General features: G+C 66.4%; 18 protein-coding genes. 13 read left to right on the top strand and 5 right to left on the bottom strand.

The window, feature by feature from the left end; translation table 11 throughout:
- Nucleotides 1–16: 16 nt before the first annotated feature.
- Nucleotides 17–1,330 carry a phosphate regulon sensor histidine kinase PhoR gene (gene phoR / locus GSQ95_RS05625; protein WP_158895193.1) on the bottom strand — a complete coding sequence of 438 codons (1,314 nt, stop codon included), beginning with the start codon at nucleotides 1,328–1,330 and terminating at the stop codon, nucleotides 17–19.
- A gap of 18 nt (nucleotides 1,331–1,348) precedes the next feature.
- Entirely contained in the window at nucleotides 1,349–2,038 is a 690-nt protein-coding gene (gene phoB / locus GSQ95_RS05630) for a phosphate regulon transcriptional regulator PhoB (protein ID WP_133860036.1), read from the bottom strand.
- Nucleotides 2,039–2,197: 159 nt separating this feature from the next.
- Here phoB and GSQ95_RS05635 point away from each other — a divergent pair, with 159 nt between their 5' ends.
- The 7 genes from GSQ95_RS05635 (at nucleotide 2,198) to GSQ95_RS05665 (ending at nucleotide 10,119) form a co-directional block, all read left to right on the top strand.
- Nucleotides 2,198–2,992, top strand: coding sequence for an IclR family transcriptional regulator (locus tag GSQ95_RS05635; RefSeq protein WP_158889899.1), 795 nt, complete (start codon nucleotides 2,198–2,200; stop codon nucleotides 2,990–2,992).
- Nucleotides 2,989–3,942, top strand: a complete 954-nt coding sequence (locus GSQ95_RS05640) for a 2-dehydro-3-deoxygalactonokinase (RefSeq protein WP_158889897.1) — start codon at nucleotides 2,989–2,991, stop codon at nucleotides 3,940–3,942. Before GSQ95_RS05635 ends, GSQ95_RS05640 begins: the two co-directional genes overlap by 4 nt.
- Nucleotides 3,935–4,561: a 2-dehydro-3-deoxy-6-phosphogalactonate aldolase gene (locus GSQ95_RS05645; protein ID WP_158889895.1), complete on the top strand. Its 627-nt coding sequence runs from the start codon at nucleotides 3,935–3,937 to the stop codon at nucleotides 4,559–4,561. Before GSQ95_RS05640 ends, GSQ95_RS05645 begins: the two co-directional genes overlap by 8 nt.
- Before the next feature lie 125 nt (nucleotides 4,562–4,686).
- Nucleotides 4,687–5,835 carry a galactonate dehydratase gene (dgoD, locus tag GSQ95_RS05650; RefSeq protein WP_158889893.1) on the top strand — a complete coding sequence of 383 codons (1,149 nt, stop codon included), beginning with the start codon at nucleotides 4,687–4,689 and terminating at the stop codon, nucleotides 5,833–5,835.
- Between the two features lie 315 nt (nucleotides 5,836–6,150).
- Nucleotides 6,151–7,476, top strand: a complete 1,326-nt coding sequence (locus GSQ95_RS05655) for an MFS transporter (protein WP_158889891.1) — start codon at nucleotides 6,151–6,153, stop codon at nucleotides 7,474–7,476.
- Nucleotides 7,477–7,556: 80 nt separating this feature from the next.
- Nucleotides 7,557–8,609, top strand: coding sequence for an SMP-30/gluconolactonase/LRE family protein (locus GSQ95_RS05660; RefSeq protein WP_158889889.1), 1,053 nt, complete (start codon nucleotides 7,557–7,559; stop codon nucleotides 8,607–8,609).
- A gap of 109 nt (nucleotides 8,610–8,718) precedes the next feature.
- Nucleotides 8,719–10,119: a sugar porter family MFS transporter gene (locus tag GSQ95_RS05665; protein WP_158889887.1), complete on the top strand. Its 1,401-nt coding sequence runs from the start codon at nucleotides 8,719–8,721 to the stop codon at nucleotides 10,117–10,119.
- Between the two features lie 44 nt (nucleotides 10,120–10,163).
- Here the strand turns inward: GSQ95_RS05665 and GSQ95_RS05670 are convergent, their stop codons facing one another.
- Nucleotides 10,164–10,601, bottom strand: a complete 438-nt coding sequence (locus GSQ95_RS05670; RefSeq protein WP_017642352.1) for a hypothetical protein — start codon at nucleotides 10,599–10,601, stop codon at nucleotides 10,164–10,166.
- Nucleotides 10,602–10,833: 232 nt separating this feature from the next.
- On the opposite strand from GSQ95_RS05670, the gene GSQ95_RS05675 reads away from it, so the two are divergent.
- Nucleotides 10,834–12,042, top strand: coding sequence for an aldose 1-epimerase family protein (locus tag GSQ95_RS05675; protein WP_218580189.1), 1,209 nt, complete (start codon nucleotides 10,834–10,836; stop codon nucleotides 12,040–12,042).
- A gap of 8 nt (nucleotides 12,043–12,050) precedes the next feature.
- On the opposite strand, the gene GSQ95_RS05680 is transcribed toward GSQ95_RS05675, so the two are convergent.
- The gene (locus GSQ95_RS05680) at nucleotides 12,051–12,452 is read right to left on the bottom strand and encodes an acyl-CoA thioesterase (protein WP_026083995.1); all 402 of its coding nucleotides are present in this window, start codon (nucleotides 12,450–12,452) and stop codon (nucleotides 12,051–12,053) included.
- Nucleotides 12,453–12,938: 486 nt separating this feature from the next.
- On the opposite strand from GSQ95_RS05680, the gene GSQ95_RS05685 reads away from it, so the two are divergent.
- The 5 genes from GSQ95_RS05685 to gltP all read left to right on the top strand — a co-directional run bounded on the left by GSQ95_RS05685 (nucleotide 12,939) and on the right by gltP (nucleotide 18,679).
- Nucleotides 12,939–14,246, top strand: coding sequence for an MFS transporter (locus GSQ95_RS05685; protein WP_178118361.1), 1,308 nt, complete (start codon nucleotides 12,939–12,941; stop codon nucleotides 14,244–14,246).
- 167 nt (nucleotides 14,247–14,413) lie between these two features.
- Nucleotides 14,414–15,613 (top strand): formaldehyde dehydrogenase, glutathione-independent, encoded by a 1,200-nt coding sequence (gene fdhA, locus GSQ95_RS05690; RefSeq protein WP_158889883.1) that lies wholly within the window; start codon nucleotides 14,414–14,416, stop codon nucleotides 15,611–15,613.
- Nucleotides 15,614–15,757: 144 nt separating this feature from the next.
- Nucleotides 15,758–16,120: a hypothetical protein gene (locus GSQ95_RS05695; protein ID WP_158889881.1), complete on the top strand. Its 363-nt coding sequence runs from the start codon at nucleotides 15,758–15,760 to the stop codon at nucleotides 16,118–16,120.
- Nucleotides 16,121–16,187: 67 nt separating this feature from the next.
- The gene (locus tag GSQ95_RS05700; RefSeq protein WP_158889879.1) at nucleotides 16,188–17,018 is read left to right on the top strand and encodes an aldo/keto reductase; all 831 of its coding nucleotides are present in this window, start codon (nucleotides 16,188–16,190) and stop codon (nucleotides 17,016–17,018) included.
- A 311-nt stretch (nucleotides 17,019–17,329) separates the two neighbouring features.
- Complete coding sequence (gene gltP / locus GSQ95_RS05705) at nucleotides 17,330–18,679, top strand: glutamate/aspartate:proton symporter GltP (RefSeq protein WP_007159910.1); 1,350 nt, start codon at nucleotides 17,330–17,332, stop codon at nucleotides 18,677–18,679.
- A gap of 50 nt (nucleotides 18,680–18,729) precedes the next feature.
- On the opposite strand, the gene GSQ95_RS05710 is transcribed toward gltP, so the two are convergent.
- A complete protein-coding gene (locus GSQ95_RS05710; protein WP_158889877.1) occupies nucleotides 18,730–19,575 on the bottom strand; it encodes an NAD-dependent epimerase/dehydratase family protein in 846 nt (281 codons plus the stop codon).
- Nucleotides 19,576–19,583: the final 8 nt, after the last annotated feature.

Here is a 19,583-nt window from a genome sequence, read left to right on the forward strand (position 1 = left end):
GCGGGGAGGGGACGGCTCAGGCCGAGGCGGCGGTGCGCTGGGCGATCTGCTCGGGCTGGAAATCGCAGGTGAAGCAGCTGCCCTCGCCGGGCACGCTGTGGATGTCCAGGCCGCCACGATGGCGGATCAGCACGTGCTTGACGATGGCCAGGCCCAGGCCCGTCCCGCCGGTACTGGAAGCGCGGCTGGCGTCGAGGCGATAGAAGCGCTCGGTCAGGCGCGGCAGGTGGCGGGCGTCGATGCCGGGGCCGTTGTCTTGCACCGCGACGTGGGCGCCCTCGGCGTCCTGCCAGGCGCGCACCCGCACCTCGCCGCCCCCGGGGCTGTACTTGACGGCATTGAACACCAGGTTGGAAAAGCAGCTGCGCAATTCGGTCTCGCTGCCCAGCAGCGCCAGGCCCGGTTCGCATTCCAGGCTCAGCCGATGGCCCACGGCGCCGGACAGGGCGCGACCATCCTGCAGGATGGAGGCGAGCAGCGGCTCCAGCGTCACCGGGCGATTGTCGGCGGGATAGTCGGTGGCTTCCAGGCGCGCCAGCAGCAGCAGGTCGTCGATGGTGTGCTGCATGCGTCCGGCCTGCTGCTGCATCTGCCCCAGCGCCCGCCGCCAGCGCGGAGTGGCGTGGTCGGCATTGTCCAGCAGGGTCTCCAGATAGCCGGTGATGACCGTCAGCGGGGTGCGCAACTCATGGGAGACGTTGGCGACGAAATCCTTGCGCATCTGTTCCAGCTGGTGGAGACGGGTCACGTCGCGCACCAGCAGCAGCCGATCGCCTTCGCCGAAGCGGGTGACCAGGATGTGCAGGTATTCATCGTCGTTGAGCGGCGAGGCCAGTTCCAGCGGCTCGCCGTAGTCGCCGCCGAGAAAGTAGTCGGAAAAGCGCGGATGGCGCACCAGGTTGGTGATGGGCTGGCCGAGATCCTGCGGCTGGCGCAGGCCGAGCAGGGTTTCCGCGGCGCGATTCCACCACTCCAGGTTGCCGTGGCGATCCACCAGGATGATGGCGTCGCGCAGGGCCTCGGTGGAGGCCTGGGCGCGGCCGATGACGGCGAGCAATTCCTCGCGCTGACGCTGTTCGTGGCGCTGGCGGCGATAGAGCCGGTCGAACACCTCGCCCCATAGCCCCTCGGCTTCCGGCGGCGCGCCCGGGGCCTCGCTCAGCAGCCAGGCGTGCAGGCGCAGCAGGTGCCTGAGGGTGACCGCCAGATAGACCGCCAGTCCCAGGGCCACCGCCAGGCCGACATGCCCGAAGGGCCAGCCGGCCAGGGCGCAGCCGGCGACCACGGTCGCCAGCTGGGTGGCCAGACGGGAGCGCCAGTTGATGTTCACGGCGGCGGTGATCCCGCGTCAGAGTTTGGTGGAAAAGCGATACCCGGTGCCGCGCACCGTCTGTACCAGGTTCTCGTAGGTCTCGCCGAGGGCCTTGCGCAGGCGGCGGATGTGCACGTCCACGGTGCGCTCCTCGACATAGACGTTGCCGCCCCAGACCTGATCGAGCAACTGGCCGCGGGTGTAGGCGCGTTCCTGGTGGGTCATGAAGAACTGCAGCAGCCGGTACTCGGTGGGGCCCATCTCGGCGGGGGCGCCGTCGATGGTCACCCGGTGGCTGATCGGATCGAGGATCAGGCCGTTGACCTCCAGCGGACCGTCGCTCTCCATGTGGCCGGTGCGGCGCAGCACGGCTTTCAGGCGCGCCACCAGTTCGCGGGGCGAGAAGGGCTTGGTGATGTAGTCGTCGGCGCCGGTTTCCAGCCCCTGGACCTTGTTGTCCTCGTCGCCCTTGGCCGTGAGCATGATGATGGGGATGGCGTCGGTCAGCTCGTCGCGCTTGAGGCGGCGGGCCAGTTCCAGGCCGGAGGTGCCGGGCAGCATCCAGTCGAGCAGGATGAGATCGGGCTTGCGATCGACGATCAGGGCGTGGGCGTCCTTGCTGTTGTCCGCCTCCAGGCATTCATAGCCCGCCATTTCCAGGGCCACGGCGATCATCTCGCGAATGGGCGCCTCATCGTCGACGATCAGGATGGATTTACCCGTCATGGAGCGCTCTGCCTCTCGAGTCCTTGCAATGTGCCGTGCATTAGATAGCGCCAATATTGCAGCTATGTGACAAGGCTGTCATATCTAACGTTTATCCCACAATATGGGATGACGTATCACATATTGAGATTTGCCCGAGAGGCTTCTAGAGTGAAGGCCATGAACGACAACAATTCCAACAAGGGCGAAGCGCCCAGCGGGGCCCAGGCACTGTTTCGCGGCCTGGCCGTGCTCGAAGCCGTGGCCGCCGGGGCCGACAGCCTGGCCCAGGTCGGCGCCGCCATCGGCTGCACCCGCAGCACCACCCATCGGCTGGTCGCCGCCCTGACCCAGGCCGGCTATCTGCGCCATGACGGCGGGCGGCTGATCCTGGGCAGCCATCTCATCGCCCTCGGCTACCAGGCCCGCGAGCAACTGCCGCTGACCGGTGTGGCCCGGCCCCATCTGCAGCGCCTGGCCCAGCACTGTGGCGACACCGTGCACCTCGGCGTGCGTGAAGGCGGCGACGTGCTCTATCTCGACAAGCTGCCGGGCAGCCGGGGGCTGGAGATGAGATCCCGGGTCGGCCTGCGCATGCCGCTGGCGCTGACCGGGGTCGGCAAGGCGCTGATGCTCGATCTCGCCGAGGGCGAATGGGAAGCCCTCTACGGCGAAGGCGTGGCCCGGCGGACCGGTCAGCCCGGCCTGCGCGAGGACTTCCTGCCCTGGGCGGACTATTGCGTGCGGCTGCGGCGCCACGCCGCCGAGGGCTATGCCCTGGATCTGGAAGAGAACGAACTGGGCATCCGCTGCGTGGCCGCACCCATCCGTGGCGCCGACGGCGCCATCGTCGCGGCCCTGAGCGTCGCCAGTGCCATCCCCTACATGCCCGAGGCGCGGCTGCATGAACTGCAGCCCGAGGTCACTGCCTGCGCCCGGGCCATTTCCCGCGAACTCGGCTGGAGTCCCGCATGACCGCCACCCCGCACCTCATCGGCCTCGACTGGGGCACCTCGTCCCTGCGGGCCCAGCTGTTCGACGCCCAGGGCGCCGTGCTGGAAACCCGCAGCCGCCCCTGGGGCATCATGCATGTGCCGGATGGCGACTTCGCCGCGGCTTATCGCACCCTGGTGGGCGACTGGCGCGAGGCCCAGCCGGACCTGCCCGCCATCGCCTGTGGCATGGTCGGCAGCCGCGGCGGCTGGCGCGAGGTGCCCTATGCCGACTGCCCGGCCGACGTCCACAGCCTGGCCGCCGGCCTGCTGCGCCTGGACACCGGTTGCGGCGCGCTTCATCTGGTCCCCGGGGTAATGCAGCGCGGCGCCTTGCCCAACGTCCTGCGCGGCGAGGAAACCCAGGTGTTCGGCGCCCTTGAACTGGAGCCGGACCTGGCCGCCGAAGCCCTGCTGGTATTGCCCGGTACCCACAGCAAGTGGGTGCGGGTGCGTGACGGTCGCCTGACCGACTTCGCCACCTACATGACCGGCGAGCTGTTCGCCGTCCTGCGCGAGCATTCCATCCTCGGGCGTCCGGCTGCCGAAGCCGGTCCCGAGGCCAGCGCCGAAGCCTTCCGCCTGGGGCTGGTCACCGCCCGCGATGCCGGAGCCGAGGGCCTGTTCGGCCGGCTCTTCACCGCTCGCAGCCGGGTGCTGGCCGGCGAACTGGGCGCGGCGCACAGCCTCGACTACCTGTCCGGCCTGCTGATCGGCGAAGAGCTGCGCAGCCAGGTCGCCGCCCTTGCTGGCGCCCCCTGTCCACCCCTGGTGCTGATCGGCGACGCGCCGCTCTGCCAGCGCTATCGCGACGCCCTGGCGCTGTTCGATATCCACCAGGTCCGCCTGCTGGAGCAGGCCACCCGGGCCGGGCTCTGGCGCCTGGCCCAGGCCGCCGGCCTGCTCCCCACCTCTGGAGGCTCCCATGCTTGAACCCTATCTCAAGGACCTGCCGCTGATCGCCATCCTGCGCGGCGTCACCCCGGACGAGATCGTCGCGGTCGGCCGTGCCCTGTACGACGCCGGCTTTCGCGTCATCGAGATCCCGCTCAACTCGCCGCAGCCCTTCGAGAGCATCCGCCGACTGACCGCCGAGCTGGGCGAAAGCTGCCTGATCGGCGCCGGCACCGTGCTCACCGAGGCCCAGGTGGCCGAGGTGGCCGCCGCCGGTGGTCGGCTGATCGTCTCGCCCAACGCCAACCTGACGGTGATCCGTGCCAGCAAGGCTGCCGGCCTGGTCAGTGCCCCGGGCGTGGCCACCCCCTCGGAAGGCTTCGCCGCCCTCGACGCCGGCGCCGACAGCCTCAAGCTGTTTCCCGCCGAGCAACTCGGCCCGGCGGTGGTCAAGGCCTGGCGCGCGGTGTTTCCCAAGGCGCTGGCGCTCTTGCCGGTGGGCGGCATCACTCCGGACAACATGGGCCCCTACGTGGCTGCCGGCGCCAACGGCTTCGGCCTCGGCTCGGCGCTGTACAAGCCGGGCCTGAGCGCCGCTCAGGTCAGCGCCAACGCCCAGGCCTTCGCGGCGGGGTGGCGAGTAGCCAAAGGTTCCTGATTATCGCGGCCATGGCGGTTCGCCGTCGCGACCGCTCCTACAGGTGTCCGGTACCTCCCTGTAGGAGCGGCCCATGGCCGCGATCCCCCCTCGATCCCAATAATTACAGTCGAGATTCCCACACCATGAAGATCACCAAACTCACCACCTATGTCGTCCCGCCGCGCTGGTGCTTTCTCAAGATCGAGACCGACGAGGGCGTCCACGGCTGGGGCGAACCCGTGCTGGAAGGCCGCGCCCACAGCGTGGCGGCGGCGGTCGAGGAACTGGCCGACTACCTGATCGGCAAGGACCCGCGCAACATCGAAGACCACTGGACGGTGCTTTACCGCGGCGGCTTCTATCGCGGCGGCGGCATCCACATGAGCGCCCTGGCCGGCATCGACCAGGCCTTGTGGGACATCAAGGGCAAGGCCCTGGGCGTCCCGGTGCACGAATTGCTCGGCGGCCAGGTGCGCGACAGCATCCGCGTCTATTCCTGGATCGGCGGCGACCGCCCGGCGGAGACCGCGGCCCAGGCCCTGGAGCGCCAGGCCAAGGGCTTCACCGCGATCAAGATGAACGCCAGCGAAGAGATGCAGTTCGTCGACACCTACGACAAGGTCGACCAGGTGATCGCCAACGTCGCCGCCATCCGCGACGCCTGCGGTCCGCACTTCGGCATCGGCGTGGACTTCCATGGCCGGGTGCACAAGCCCATGGCCAAGGTACTGGTGAAGGAACTGGAACAGTTCCGCCTGATGTTCATCGAGGAGCCGGTGCTCAGCGAGCACCACGAGGCGCTCAAGGAGATCGCCCTGATGAGCAACACGCCCATCGCCCTGGGCGAGCGGCTGTACTCGCGCTGGGACTTCAAGCGCATCCTCCAGGAAGGCTACGTCGACATCCTGCAGCCCGATCCGTCCCATGCCGGCGGCATCACCGAGACACGCAAGATCGCCAACATGGCCGAGGCCTATGACGTGGCCATCGCCCTGCATTGCCCCCTTGGCCCCATCGCCCTAGCGGTCAATCTGCAGCTGGACGCCAACTGCTACAACGCCTTCATCCAGGAGCAGAGCCTGGGCATCCACTACAACCAAGGCAACGACCTGCTGGACTACATCAAGAATCCCGAGGTCTTCGACTACGCCGATGGCCACGTGAAGATCCCCCAGGGACCGGGGCTGGGCGTCGAGGTCAACGAGGAATTCGTCAAGGAACAGGCCGCCATCGGCCATCGCTGGCGCAATCCGATCTGGCGGCATAAGGACGGCAGTTTCGCCGAGTGGTAAGGGACGCCCTCACTCCAGCCCTCTCCCCAAGGGAGAGGGGGCAAGAGCAGGAGCGCGGAGTTTCGCTCTCGTGCGGACCATCCCCTCTCCCTTTGGGAGAGGGCCAGGGTGAGGGAAAGCCGGACCACCGCCGCTGCTCCCTCACCCCAACCCTCTCCCCAAGGGAGAGGGGGCAAGAGCAGGAGCGCGGGACTCGATCTCCGCACCGACCATCCCCTCTCCCCTTGGGAGAGGGCCAGGGTGAGGGCCGCCGCGGCGCCCTGACCCTCAGACCGCAACAACGCTCGCCACAACGTCAATTACAGGACCCGAGCCATGCCAACCCCCACCCACGCCGCCCCGGCGGCAGCCACGGCCGCGCCGACCCTGGCCAAGCCCAGTCGGGCGCGCTTCTTCATCATGACGCTGCTGTTCGTCACCGTGGTGATCAACTACCTCGACCGCAGCAACCTCTCCATCGCCGCCCCGCACCTGGCCCATGACCTGGGCATCGAGCCGGTGCAGATGGGGCTGATCCTCTCGGCCTTCGGTTGGACCTACGCCGCCATGCAGATCCCCGGCGGCTGGCTGGTGGACAAGGTCGCCCCGCGCATCCTCTATCCGGTGGCGATCGCGCTCTGGTCGCTGGCCACCATCGGCCTGGGCTTCGTCGGCAGCTTCATCGGCCTGATCATCCTGCGGCTCGCCGTGGGCGCTCTGGAGGCACCGGCCTATCCGATCAACAACCGGGTGGTCACCACCTGGTTTCCCGAGCGTGAGCGGGCCACCGCCATCGGCTTCTACACCTCCGGCCAGTTCGTCGGCCTGGCCTTTCTCACCCCGGTGCTGATCTACCTGCAGCAGACCTTTGGCTGGCACATGGTGTTTGTCGTCACCGGCGGCGTCGGCCTCCTCTGGGCGGTCATCTGGTACGGGATCTATCGCGAACCCAAGGATTTCCGCGGCGCCAACGCCGCCGAGGTCACCCTGATCCAGGAAGGTGGCGGTCTGGTCGATCTGGAGCAGAAGAATCGCAGCCGCGCCGCCTTCCAGTGGCGTGACCTCTGGAGCGTGCTCAACAAGCGCAAGCTCTGGGGCATCTACATCGGCCAGTTCTGCCTCAACTCCACCCTCTGGTTCTTCCTCACCTGGTTCCCCACCTACCTGGTGAAATACCGTGGCATGGACTTCATCAAGGCCGGCTTTCTCGCCTCGCTGCCGTTCCTGGCCGCCTTTCTCGGCGTGATCTGCTCCGGGCTGCTGTCGGACTGGCTGGTCCGCCGCGGCGCCTCCGTGGGCCTGGCGCGCAAACTGCCGATCATCGGCGGCCTGCTGATCTCCACCAGCATCGTCGGCGCCAACTTCGTCGACTCGCCCGCCCTGATCATCGCCTGCCTGGCGCTGGCCTTCTTCGGCAACGGCCTGGCCTCCATCACCTGGTCGATGGTCTCGGCCATGGCGCCGGAGCGGCTGATCGGCCTCACCGGCGGGATGTTCAACTTCATCGGCAACCTCTCGGCCATCTGCGTGCCCATCGTCATCGGCTTCCTGGTCAAGGACGGCAGCTTCGCCCCGGCCATCGCCTTCATCGGCGTGACTGCGCTGATCGGCGCCCTCTGCTACGGTCTGGTGGTGGGCAAGGTGGAACGTCTGCCCGAATAAGGACGACTAAGGGAGCCCCCGTCTGCGGCGCTCTGCCACCGGCCTTGCCGGCCCCATAACGACAACAAAGGAGTCTCCTCATGCCTCTCGCCCGCCGCACCTTTCTTGGCGTGTCCCTGGCCGCCTCGGCCGGTCTGGTCGCCAGCCGCGCCCTGGCCGACGACAAGTTCGGTCTCTCCCGCAACTGGGAGGGCAAGCCGCCCATCGTCATGCCCGATCCGGCCTGGGAGATCCACGACCCGGCCTTCAAGGGCCGCCTAGGCAACGCCTTCGTCGAGCGGCTGTGGTCCGGCGGTCTCTGGACCGAAGGCCCGGTGTGGATGGCCGACTGGCGCTGCCTGCTGTTCAGCGACATCCCCAATGCCCGGGTGATGCGCTGGAGCGCCGACGACGGCCACGTCAGCGTCTATGACGACCAGTCCTACAACGCCAATGGCCACACCCGGGATCGCGAGGGCCGGTTGATCAGCTGCGAGCACGACAGCCGCCGCGTCACCCGCCGCGAGTTGAACGGCAGCGTCACGGTGCTGCTCGACCGCTTCGACGGCAAGCCGCTGAACGCGCCCAACGACGTGGTGGTCGGCGCCGATGGTGCCATCTGGTTCACCGATCCGGGCTACGGCATCCTCGGCGCCTACGAGGGCCACAAGGCCGAATTCGAGCTGCCCACCAACGTCTATCGCATCGATCCCCAGGGCAAGGCCACGGTGGCGGCAGGGGATTTCAGCCGCCCCAACGGCCTGGCCTTCGCCCCCGATGGCAAGCGGCTCTACATCAGCGACACCGCTGGCGGCGGCAACCCTGGGAAGCCCAATCACCTCAGGGCGTTCAATCTGAAGGACGATGGCACCCTCGGTGGTGGCGAGGTGCTGATCGATGCCAAGGAGCAGGGCGTGATCGACGGTTTCCGCGTCGACAGCGACGGCAATCTCTGGTGCAGCTGGGCCGGCTCGGCCGAGCAGAACAGTGTGCGGGTCTTCAATCCGAGCGGTCAGCCGCTGGCCACCCTGCACCTGCCGGAAACCGTCTCCAACGTCGAATTCGGCGGCCTCAAGGGCAATCGCCTGTTCATCACCGGCGGCGGTTCGCTCTATGCCACCTATGTGAACGCCCAGCCCGCGCGGCTCTGGTAAGGGCTTCTTACCGGCCGAACCAAGGGTCGTCAGACAGGTCTGTAACAAACGGATACGGAACGACCCGCGACAACAAGATCGCCCACAAGGCGAGCGAGGAGCCTCTGTCATGAGCAACACCACTACCCACGCCGACGGTCACGTCACCGAAAAGGCCCAGCCCAAGGCGATCTTCGCCTGCCTGATGGCGGCCCTGGCCGGTCTCATGTTCGGCCTCGACATCGGCGTCATTTCCGGCGCCACCAAATTCATCCAGCAGGAATTTCAGATCTCCGACCAGGTGATCGAGTGGATCGTCTCCAGCATGATGGCCGGCGCCGCCCTGGGCGCTCTTGGCGCCGGCTCGCTGTCGGCCAAGCTGGGTCGCAAGAAGTCGCTGATGCTGGGCGCCGTGCTGTTCGTGATCGGCTCGATCCTCTGTGGTCTGGCCACCTCGCCGACCATGCTGATCTTCGCCCGCTTCCTGCTCGGCCTGGCCATCGGCATCGCCTCCTTCACCGCGCCGCTGTACCTGGCCGAGGTGGCTCCGGAAAACATCCGCGGCTCGATGATCTCGCTGTACCAGCTGATGATCACCGCCGGCATCCTGCTCGCCTTCCTCTCCAACACCGCCTTCAGCTACTACGAAGCCTGGCGCTGGATGCTCGGCATCATCGCCATCCCCGGGGTGCTGTTCCTGATCGGCGTCTTCGCTCTGCCCGACAGCCCGCGCTGGCTGATCATGGCGGGTCGCCGCGAGGAAGCGATCAAGGTCCTGCACCGGCTGCGCGGTGACGAAAAGGTCATCCAGCAGGAGGTCGCCGAGATCGAAGAGCAGCTCAAGGTCCCGCAAAAGGGCTGGTCGCTGTTCAAGGAGAATCCCAACTTCCGCCGCTCGGTGGGCCTGGGCGTACTCCTGCAGGTGGTGCAGCAATTCACCGGCATGAATGTGGTGATGTACTACGCGCCGCGCATCTTCGAAGGCATGGGCTACGACACCGCCGCCCAGATGTGGTTTACCGCCGCGGTCGGTCTGACCAACGTGCTGGCCACCTTCATCGCCATCTTCCTGGTCGACAAGTGGGGCCGCAAACCCATCCTCTATACCGGCTTCGTGGTCATGGCCGTGGGCCTGGGTGTGGTCGGCACCATGCTCGGCATGGGCAACCTGAGCCATGGTCAGCAGACCTTTACCGTGGTCATGCTGCTGATCTTCATCGTCGGCTTCGCCATGTCGGCCGGTCCGCTGATCTGGACCCTGTGCTCGGAAGTCCAGCCGCTCAAGGGCCGCGACTTCGGCATCGGTTGCTCCACCTTCACCAACTGGATCGCCAACATGATCGTCGGCGCCACCTTCCTGACCATGCTGGGCACCCTGGGGCAGGGCACCACCTTCTGGATCTATGCCGGACTGAACGTGGTATTCATCTTCCTGGTGTTCCTGCTGGTACCGGAAACCAAGGGTGTCACCCTGGAACGCATCGAACGCAATCTGATGCAGGGCAAGCGCTTACGCGATCTCGGTCAGTAGCTTCGCGCGCAACAAAAAACGCCCGGCAATGCCGGGCGTTTTTATTAGCGATCCCAGTGCTTGTGTCTGTGCTTGGCGTGCTTCCAGCCCTTGCCGGGATGGTCGCGATAGCGGCGGTCGTCGCGGCCGCTGTCGCCCAGGTTGTTGCCCAGGGCACTGCCGGCACCGCCACCCAGGGCCGCGCCAACCAGGCCACCGGTGCTGCCACCGACTCTGTTGCCGATCACGTTGCCGCCCGCCGCGCCCAGACCGCCGCCGATGGCGGCCTCGGTCCGATTGCGCCGGTCAGCGCCCAGTACACCACCTGCTGCACCGCCCACGCCGGCACCGATGGCCGCACCGGTGCTGCCGCCGACCTGCTGGCCGACCAGAGTACCGAGCACACCACCCACGGCGCCGCCGAGTCCGGCTTCGGTATTGCCCGCATAAGCCGGGGCAACGCCCGCCAGGGCAAGCAACAAGAACAGGGCTGAAGGTTTCATGGAGTCCACTCCGTGGTAGAGACGAGTCGATCCTCGGCAAAAATCGCTGCCCTGGCAAGTACCGAACGGTCGTTTGAATGATAAAGGTTGTCTTTACCCAATCCTCTGATTTCCCTGAACAAACCTATACAGGAAGAGTGGGTCTCGCGCCTCTGAGCGCGTCTGGAACAGGGTCTGCAGTCTGGCGCGAGCTGGTCTAGACTCAAGGCGATCGCGCTGCCAGGGGGACTCCATGATCCGCGCTCGTCTGTTGTCTGGCTGTCTCCTGTTCCTGGCCAGTGCCAGCGCCTCGGCCTGGGAATACACCCTCATCGCTCCCGACCAGCCGGTGCAGAACTGGAGCATCAGCAGCGATCGCCTGGGTCTGCGCGATGGCCTGGCCTTTACCGTCGGCATGCACCGCCTGAGTGGCGGGCGCCGGGAGGGCTCGGTGCTGATCGAGATCGATACCGGCGCTATGCAACTCACCGTGGTGGCGACCCGCGGCATGAATGTCTTGCGGGCCCAGGCCGGCACCCTGCGACTGGGCTGGGACTCCCCGGTACGCGAGATGGTCAATCCGGCCTTCGTCAACCTGGAAAGCCGCAATGGCCTGGGCTGGCTGGAAGGCTTCAGCGAACTGGTGGCGCGCGCCGGCTTCGAGTGGGTCGGCCATCCGGGCATGGACAGGGGGCAGCTGCTGACCCTGCATGGCCGGGCCAGCTACCTGCCGGCCAGCCAGGTGGTGCTGACCATCGACGAACAGCCGCCGCACCGCATCAGCCTCAGGGGCGTGCTGCACGAAGAGGCCTTCAAGCAGGCCAACTTCCGCATCGACACCGAACTGGTGACCCAGGCCGGGGCCACCGGCTTCACCCTGCACGACCGCCTGACCAACCAGGGGGCACATACCGCCGAGTACCAGGTGCTCTATCACAGCAATTTCGGTCCGCCGCTGCTCGGCGAGGGCTCCCGGTTCGCCGCTCCGGTGCGGGAGGTGTCACCCTTCGATGCGCGGGCACGCCAGGAGCTGGGGGAATGGCAGGCCTATCGCGCGCCTATGCCGGGCTATGGCGAGACGGTCTACAACCTCTACCCCTGGGGCGACGATCAGGGGCGCAGCCTGGCGGTACTGCACGATCACAGTGCCCACCAGGGCGTGGCGCTGGCCTTCAATGTGCGGGAGCTGCCGGTCTTCACCCTGTGGAAGAACACCGATGCCAAGGCCCAGGGCTATGTCACCGGCCTGGAACCGGGCACCAGCTTTTCCTACAACCGCAGCCAGCAGCGGGCGCTGGGGTTGGTGCCGCGGATCGAAGCCGGCGGCACACGTGACTTCACCCTCGATTATCGGTTGCTGGCCACCGCCGCCGAAGTCCGGCAGGCGCTGGCGCAGGTCGAAGGCATTCGCCACGGACGGCCGACCAAGGTCCGAGAGGCACCGCTGGCTCAGGAGCCCTAGCGGTCGGGCTAGCGCCGCGCGGGCAACGGCCGGGTGCGACCGCTGCCATCAATGGCGACAAAGACGAACACCGCCTCGGTCACCTTGCTCCATTCGCTGGACAGGGGATCGTCGCTCCAGACCTCGATGAGGATCTGGATGGAGCTACGGCCCACCTCCAGGGTGTTGGTATAGAAGGAGAGCTGTGCGCCCACGGGCACCGGCGTCATGAAGGCCATGCGGTCGATGGCCACCGTGGCCACGCGGCCAGCCGCCAGGCGACTGGCCATGGCGCTGCCGGCCAGGTCCATCTGGGCCACCAGCCAGCCGCCGTAGATGTCGCCGAAGCCGTTGGTCTCGCGGGGCAGAGCGGTGATCTGCATGGCCAGGTCGCCCTGGGGGATGGGATCTTCTTGTTCGAGCTCTTCGATCATGACAGGGCCCTCGGGAGCCCGGATAGGTAGGTAACGTTCAGCATCTGCACGCAAGAATGCTGCCAATCTCTCTGGGGAGATCGTTAGGGGGCTACAGTATAACGCCTGGGGCAGGGCGGCTCGACCGCTTTTGCACCAGGATGGAACAGTCATAGCTCGGCAGATGAGCCCTGAATGGGCACTGAATGAATAGCGGAAATTCCTTGCAGATTTGCTATCGTGGAGACCGTGCACGGCCAGGCAATCCAGAGGGTCGTGCACGTCCGATGATCAGGTAATGATCGGTAGACCTGCTGCTGCCGTGCTCCACAAGAGCGCAGGCGGCGCGGTGCAGGTCCGGCGCCCATCCGGCGACCCGCCCGATCCCTGCCAGCCGCCCAGGCGGACGGTCACTCGGGGCCGCGTCTTGTCCGCTACACCCGGAGGGATGCCAGAGGCCGAATTTCCTTTGCGCTCCTCTCTTGTCCGGGATCCTTGATGAAACTGCAATCTGCCTCCGCGCCACTCACGTCGCGCCCTCTGGGCCGCAACGACTATAAGACCCTCTCGCTGTCCGCCCTGGGCGGTGCGCTGGAGTTCTACGACTTCGTTATTTTCGTCTTCTTCGCTGCGGTGGTAGGGAAGCTGTTCTTTCCCGCCGACATGCCGGACTGGCTGCGGCAGATGCAGACCTTCGGCATCTTCGCCGCGGGTTACCTGGCACGCCCGCTGGGCGGCATCATCATGGCCCACTTCGGTGACCTGCTAGGGCGCAAGAAGATGTTCACCCTGAGCATCTTCATGATGGCGCTGCCGACCCTGGGCATGGGCCTGATGCCCACCTACGCCCAGATCGGCGTGGCCGCGCCGATCCTGCTGCTGGTGCTGCGCATCATCCAGGGCGCGGCCATCGGCGGCGAGGTGCCCGGCGCCTGGGTGTTCGTCTCCGAACACGTTCCCGGCAAGCACGTCGGCTATGCCTGCGGCACCCTGACCGCCGGCCTCACCTTCGGCATCCTGCTCGGCTCGCTGATGGCGACCCTGATCAACACCGTCTTCACTCCGCTGGAGGTGGCCGACTACGCCTGGCGCTTTCCCTTCCTGATCGGTGGAGTCTTCGGCCTGTTCTCGGTCTATCTGCGCCGCTGGCTGCACGAGACGCCGGTGTTCGCCGAACTGGCGATCCACAAGTCGCTGGCCGAGGAAGTGCCGCTCAAGGCGGTGCTGCGCGACCACCGCAGCAGCGTGATCCTGTCCATGCTGCTGACCTGGATGCTCACCGCCGGCATCGTGGTGGTCATCCTCATGACCCCGACCCTGCTGCAGACCCAGTACGGCTTCTCCGCCGCCATGGCGCTCAAGGCCAACAGTCTGGCCATCGTCTTCCTGACCCTGGGCTGCATCGTTTCCGGCGCGCTGTCCGATCGCTTCGGCAGCGGTCCGGTGTTCATCGTCGGCGGCCTGATCCTGGCGCTGGCCAGCTGGTCGCTCTATGCCGGTCTGAAGGTCCATCCGGAATGGCTGTTCCCGCTCTATGCTTTTGCCGGTGCGGCGGTCGGCGTCATCGGCGGCGTGCCGCGGGTGATGGTTCTGGCCTTTCCGCCCAAGGTGCGCTTCTCGGGGCTGTCGTTCTCCTACAACGTCGCCTACGCCATCTTCGGCGGCCTGACGCCCATGGTCGTCACCCTGATGCTCAAGGAGCATCCGCTGGGCCCGGCCTGGTACGTCATGGGGCTGGCCCTGCTGGGCGTGGGCATTGGCTGCTACCTGCTCAGCCGCGAGCGCCGCGCCGCCGCCCTGGCGCCCGCCTGACCCCGACCGGTCACGCCGCCCGCACCGGCGGCGTGACCGGGTTCGCCAGGCCGACCCGCAAGGGCGACCTCGGCATCACCAAAAACGCCATCCCCACAGACGCCGTGCTTCGCGAAGACTAGGCTCGAACCGCTAGAGCCAGTCCAACAACAACAGCGAGGTGCAACATGTCCGGTAATCGTGGCGTCGTCTATCTGGGCGCGGGCAAGGTCGAGGTGCAGACCATTCCCTACCCGAAGATGGAAACCCCGCAGGGCAAGCGTATCGACCACGGCGTCATTCTGCGCGTGGTCTCCACTAACATCTGTGGTTCCGACCAGCACATGGTGCGCGGCCGGACCACTGCCCCCGAAGGCCTGGTGCTCGGCCACGAGATCACCGGTGAAGTCATCGAAGCGGGCCGCGACGTCGAGACCCTCAAGGTCGGCGATCTGGTCTCGGTGCCCTTCAACGTCGCCTGTGGTCGCTGCCGCACCTGCAAGGAGCAGGACACTGGGGTGTGCCTGACCGTCAATCCTTCGCGCGCCGGTGGTGCCTACGGCTACGTCGACATGGGCGGCTGGGTCGGTGGCCAGGCCGAATACGTGCTGGTCCCCTATGCTGACTTCAACCTGCTCAAGCTGCCGAATCGCGACGCAGCCATGGAAAAGATCCGTGACCTGACCTGCCTGTCCGACATCTTGCCCACCGGCTACCACGGCGCCGTCACCGCCGGCGTCGGCCCGGGCACCAGCGTCTATGTGGCCGGTGCCGGCCCCGTGGGCCTGGCCGCTGCCGCCTCGGCCCGCCTGCTGGGTGCCGCCGTAGTCATCGTGGGCGACGTCAACCCAGTGCGCCTGGCCCACGCCAAGGCGCAGGGCTTCGAGATCGCCGACCTGTCCCTGGATACTCCGCTGCACGAACAGATCGCCGCACTGCTGGGCACGCCGGAAGTGGATTGCGCCGTCGATGCCGTCGGCTTCGAAGCCCGTGGCCATGGTCACGAAGGCGCCAAGAGCGAGGCCCCTGCCACGGTGCTGAACTCGCTGATGGGCGTTGTACGCGTAGCCGGCAAAATCGGCATCCCCGGCCTGTACGTCACCGACGATCCGGGCGCGGTCGACGCCGCGGCCAAGGAGGGTGCCCTGAGCATCCGCTTCGGTCTGGGCTGGGCCAAGTCCCACAGCTTCCACACCGGCCAGACCCCGGTGATGAAGTACAACCGCCAGCTGATGCAGGCCATCATGTGGGATCGCATCAAGATCGCCGACATCGTCGGCGTGCAGGTGATCACCCTGGACGAGGCCCCACGCGGCTATAGCGAGTTCGATGCGGGCGTACCGAAGAAATTCGTCATCGATCCGCACAAACTGTTCAGCGCGGCCTGATCATCGAGCCAAGGGTTTTGTCCGGGAATGCTGGCCATTTGGCATTCTCGGGCAAAGCCTGCAGTCGTTTGCCACGCCAAAGGGTCTACCCTCGCAGCGTCCGATTCGGGCGCTGTTTTTTTTGGTGCTACAGACGAGGCCAGTATGACCCCGAATGTCCTTTCGACCCTTCGCCGTATCCTCCCCTCACTGCTCGTAGCGTCCGTGCTGCTGCTGGGCAGCAACCTGGCCCGTGCCGAGGGCAGTGTGTCCTTTCGCTTCGCCGAAGAAGGGCAGGGCTGGATGCTGCGTGGCCCGGTCGATGTCCTCAAGTGGCCCTTCGTCTACGACCGTAGCCGCGAGCGCGTGCGCAATACCCTGGTACGGCTGGACGGCGATACTCAGGTGCGGGTGATCGAGACCCGCTCCTTCCAGCGCTGGAAGCGCATCGAGCTGCAGCAGGACGGCCGTACCGTGCTGGGCTGGGTGGAAAGCTACAGCGTGCCCGAAGCCATGCGCCTCGACTGATCGGGAGCAAAAGGCCACCGCCACCAGTCACACCTCTGGTATCCCACTCATTCCAGAGGAGCGACGCATGTCCGCGATCACCCGTCTTCAGCTCAACGACGGTCACCACATTCCGCAATTCGGTCTGGGGGTCTGGCAGACTCCGGCCGAAGAGACCGCCCAGGTGGTCAAGACAGCCCTCGACCTGGGCTATCGACACATAGATACCGCCGCCATCTACGGCAACGAAGAAGGCGTCGGCAAGGCCATCGCCCAGGCCGGTCTGCCGCGTGACGAACTGTTTGTCACCACCAAGCTGTGGAATGCCGACCAGGGCTACGACAGCGCCCTGCGCGCCTTCGACACCAGCCTGGCCAAGCTGGGCCTGGAGCATGTCGACCTCTACCTGATCCACTGGCCGCTGCCGGAAAAGGGCCTGTTTCTAGACAGCTGGAAGGCGCTGATCGAATTGCGCAACCAGGGTCGGGTGAAGTCCATCGGCGTGTCCAACTTCCGCCAAGCCGATATCGAGACCTTGCTGACCGAGACCGGTGTGGTGCCGGTGGTCAACCAGATCGAGTGCCATCCGCTGCTGCAGCAGCAGGAGCTGCGCGACTTCAATACCTACAAAGGCATCGCCACCGAAGCCTGGAGTCCGCTGGCCCAGGGCGGCGAGCTGCTGGCGAGCCCGGTATTGCAGCAACTGGCCGCCAAGCACGGCAAGACGCCGGCCCAGGTGGTACTGCGCTGGCATATCCAGCTCGGCAACATCATCTTCCCCAAATCCAAGACGCCCAAGCGCATCGAAGAAAACATGCAGATCTTCGACTTCGCCCTGGACGACGAGGACCTGCGGCAGATCGCCGGGCTGAATCAGGACAAGCGCCTCGGTCCCGATCCCGCCACCTTCAACGGCTGACGTGCACGGGGCGCCGCGATGAGCGGCGCCTCTGTATGCCTGGCGTGCAAGGCGCCAGTACCTGTATGCTGCGCGGCCTTTTCGGGACACCTCATGCCGGAACGGCATAGGGCAGGCAACAGCGGCATTAGACATACCCCGTTACCCTCTGGCAAAAGTGTGACGCCTTGGTGCTCCTCGTCCTTTTCGAGCACCGTTTCCGCAGCCTGAACGCACCCTCCACGTTGGCGTTGCATGCGCTTTGCGCATCACGACCCGGCACGGTGACGTTCGTCCCGAACTCCATCCAAATAGAACAAAGGTGTCGGTACATGACCAAGCCCAAGCTCAGCCTCGCGTGGCAGATCCTTATCGGCCTCGTGCTGGGGATCGCCGTCGGCGCACTGCTCAATCACTTCAGCGCCGAGAAGGCCTGGTGGATTTCGAACGTCCTCAAGCCGGCCGGTGACATCTTCATCCGGCTGATCAAGATGATCGTGGTGCCCATCGTCATCGCCACCCTGGTGGTCGGTATCGCCGGCGTCGGCGACTCCAAGAAGCTCGGTCGCATCGGCCTCAAGACCATCCTCTACTTCGAGATCGTCACCACCCTGGCCATCGTCGTCGGCCTGTTCTTCGCCGATAGCGTGCAACCCGGTGCCGGCATTGACATGAGCACCCTGGGCACCACCGACATCTCCCAGTACCAGAAGACCACCGCGGAAGTGCAGCATGACCATGCCTTCATCGCGACCATCCTCAACCTGATCCCGTCCAACGTCTTCGCCGCCGTCGCCCGTGGCGAGATGCTGCCGATCATCTTCTTCGCGGTGATGTTCGGCCTGGGCCTGGGCGCCCTGCCGGAAGCCACCCGCGAGCCGGTGGTGCGCGTCTTCCAGGGCATTTCCGAGGCCATGTTCAAGGTCACCCACATGATCATGAACTACGCCCCCATCGGCGTCTTCGCCCTGATCGCGGTGACCGTGGCCAACTTCGGCTTCGCCTCCCTGCTGCCGCTGGCCAAGCTCGTGGTGCTGGTCTACGTCGCCATCGGCTTCTTCGCCCTCGGCGTGCTGGGCCTGGTGGCCAAGCTGTTCGGCTTCTCGATCTTCCGCATCATCCGCATCCTCAAGGATGAGCTGATCCTCGCCTATTCCACCGCCAGTTCGGAAACCGTGCTGCCGCGCATCATCGAGAAGATGGAGGCCTATGGCGCGCCCAAGTCCATCACCAGCTTCGTGGTCCCCACCGGCTACTCCTTCAACCTGGACGGCTCCACCCTCTACCAGAGCATCGCGGCGCTGTTCATCGCCCAGCTCTATGGCATCGACCTGTCGCTGAGTCAGCAACTGCTGCTGGTACTGACCCTGATGGTCACCTCCAAGGGCATCGCCGGCGTACCAGGCGTCTCCTTCGTGGTGCTCCTGGCCACCCTGGGCAGCGTCGGCATTCCGCTGGAAGGCCTGGCCTTCATCGCCGGTGTGGATCGCATCATGGACATGGCGCGCACCGCCCTGAACGTGATCGGCAACGCCCTGGCCGCGCTGGTCATCGCCAAGTGGGAAGGCCTCTACGACGCCGAGAAGGGCGCTGCCTACTGGGCGGCCCTGCCGCACCTGAAGAGCACCGCCAAGGTCGAGGAACGTCCTCAGGCCACGCGCGGTGAAGCCCTGCGCGATTAAGTGCATCGCCTTTCGCGTCCAGAGCCCGGCCCGTGCCGGGCTCTGTCGTTTCAGCGGTCGAGAATGGCCGCGTAGCCTTCGCGATAGCTGGGGTAGCGGGGCGTCCAGCCCAGCGCCCGGGCGCGGGCGTTGCTGCACTTCTTGCTGCCGGCGCGGCGCAGCTGGGCTTCGTCGGACCAGAAGGTGATGCCCAGGCGCGCCCGCAGCCAGTCCACCACCTCGTCCAGCGGCGCCGGATCATCGTCCACACCCAGATAGAGAGCGTCCAGGGCGATCCCTTCGCGATCCCGCTGCAGCAGCAGCGCCAGCAGGCCGGCGGCGTCCTCGACGTGGATGCGATTGCCATACAGCGGCGGTTCGCGGGTCACCCGGGAGCCCTCGCGCACCTGGCGCAGCAGCGCCTCGCGGCCCGGGCCGTAGATACCGGTCAGGCGGACCACGCTGGCGGGCAGGCCACTGCCCAGCGCCAGGTCTTCCGCCTCGCGTAGGATGCGCCCGGAAAAGCGCTCGGGTTCGGCGGGGGCGGTTTCGTCGACCCAGACGCCGTCGCCCTGGGCATAGACGCCGCTGCTGGAGACGAACAACAGGCGCTGCGGACGCTGGTCGCAGGCGGCCAGCCAGCCCAGCAGATGGCGCAGGCCATCGACATAGGCGGCGCGATAGCCGGCTTCGTCATGGTGGGTCGCGGCGGTGGCATAGACCACCTGGTCGAGGGGTTCGCGCGGCCAGGCGGCCGGGGGCACGGAGTCGGCGAGATCGCCCGCGACCGGTAGCAATTCGGCGGGGAGGGCGGCGACGTTGCGTCTGAGGCCGAAGACGCGATGGCCCTGGGCGACCAGTTGCAGACCAAGACGGCTGCCGACATCGCCGCAACCGGCGATTAGGATGGTGCTCATCGGTGTTT

Origin of the sequence: Pseudomonas sp. BAV 4579, from assembly GCF_009765395.1 — a bacterium.
GTDB lineage: Bacteria > Pseudomonadota > Gammaproteobacteria > Pseudomonadales > Pseudomonadaceae > Chryseomonas > Chryseomonas aestiva.

Bases quoted from the DNA above. Each gene is read 5' to 3' on its own strand.
- phoB (WP_133860036.1), bottom strand. From the start codon at position 2,038: ATGACGGGTAAATCCATCCTGATCGTCGACGATGAGGCGCCCATTCGC.
- GSQ95_RS05635 (WP_158889899.1), top strand. From the start codon at position 2,198: ATGAACGACAACAATTCCAACAAGGGCGAAGCGCCCAGCGGGGCCCAG.
- fdhA (WP_158889883.1), top strand. From the start codon at position 14,414: ATGTCCGGTAATCGTGGCGTCGTCTATCTGGGCGCGGGCAAGGTCGAG.
- GSQ95_RS05655 (WP_158889891.1), top strand. From the start codon at position 6,151: ATGCCAACCCCCACCCACGCCGCCCCGGCGGCAGCCACGGCCGCGCCG.
- GSQ95_RS05695 (WP_158889881.1), top strand. From the start codon at position 15,758: ATGACCCCGAATGTCCTTTCGACCCTTCGCCGTATCCTCCCCTCACTG.
- GSQ95_RS05665 (WP_158889887.1), top strand. From the start codon at position 8,719: ATGAGCAACACCACTACCCACGCCGACGGTCACGTCACCGAAAAGGCC.
- GSQ95_RS05710 (WP_158889877.1), bottom strand. From the start codon at position 19,575: ATGAGCACCATCCTAATCGCCGGTTGCGGCGATGTCGGCAGCCGTCTT.
- dgoD (WP_158889893.1), top strand. From the start codon at position 4,687: ATGAAGATCACCAAACTCACCACCTATGTCGTCCCGCCGCGCTGGTGC.
- GSQ95_RS05675 (WP_218580189.1), top strand. From the start codon at position 10,834: ATGATCCGCGCTCGTCTGTTGTCTGGCTGTCTCCTGTTCCTGGCCAGT.
- gltP (WP_007159910.1), top strand. From the start codon at position 17,330: ATGACCAAGCCCAAGCTCAGCCTCGCGTGGCAGATCCTTATCGGCCTC.
- GSQ95_RS05645 (WP_158889895.1), top strand. From the start codon at position 3,935: ATGCTTGAACCCTATCTCAAGGACCTGCCGCTGATCGCCATCCTGCGC.
- GSQ95_RS05700 (WP_158889879.1), top strand. From the start codon at position 16,188: ATGTCCGCGATCACCCGTCTTCAGCTCAACGACGGTCACCACATTCCG.
- GSQ95_RS05640 (WP_158889897.1), top strand. From the start codon at position 2,989: ATGACCGCCACCCCGCACCTCATCGGCCTCGACTGGGGCACCTCGTCC.
- GSQ95_RS05660 (WP_158889889.1), top strand. From the start codon at position 7,557: ATGCCTCTCGCCCGCCGCACCTTTCTTGGCGTGTCCCTGGCCGCCTCG.
- GSQ95_RS05670 (WP_017642352.1), bottom strand. From the start codon at position 10,601: ATGAAACCTTCAGCCCTGTTCTTGTTGCTTGCCCTGGCGGGCGTTGCC.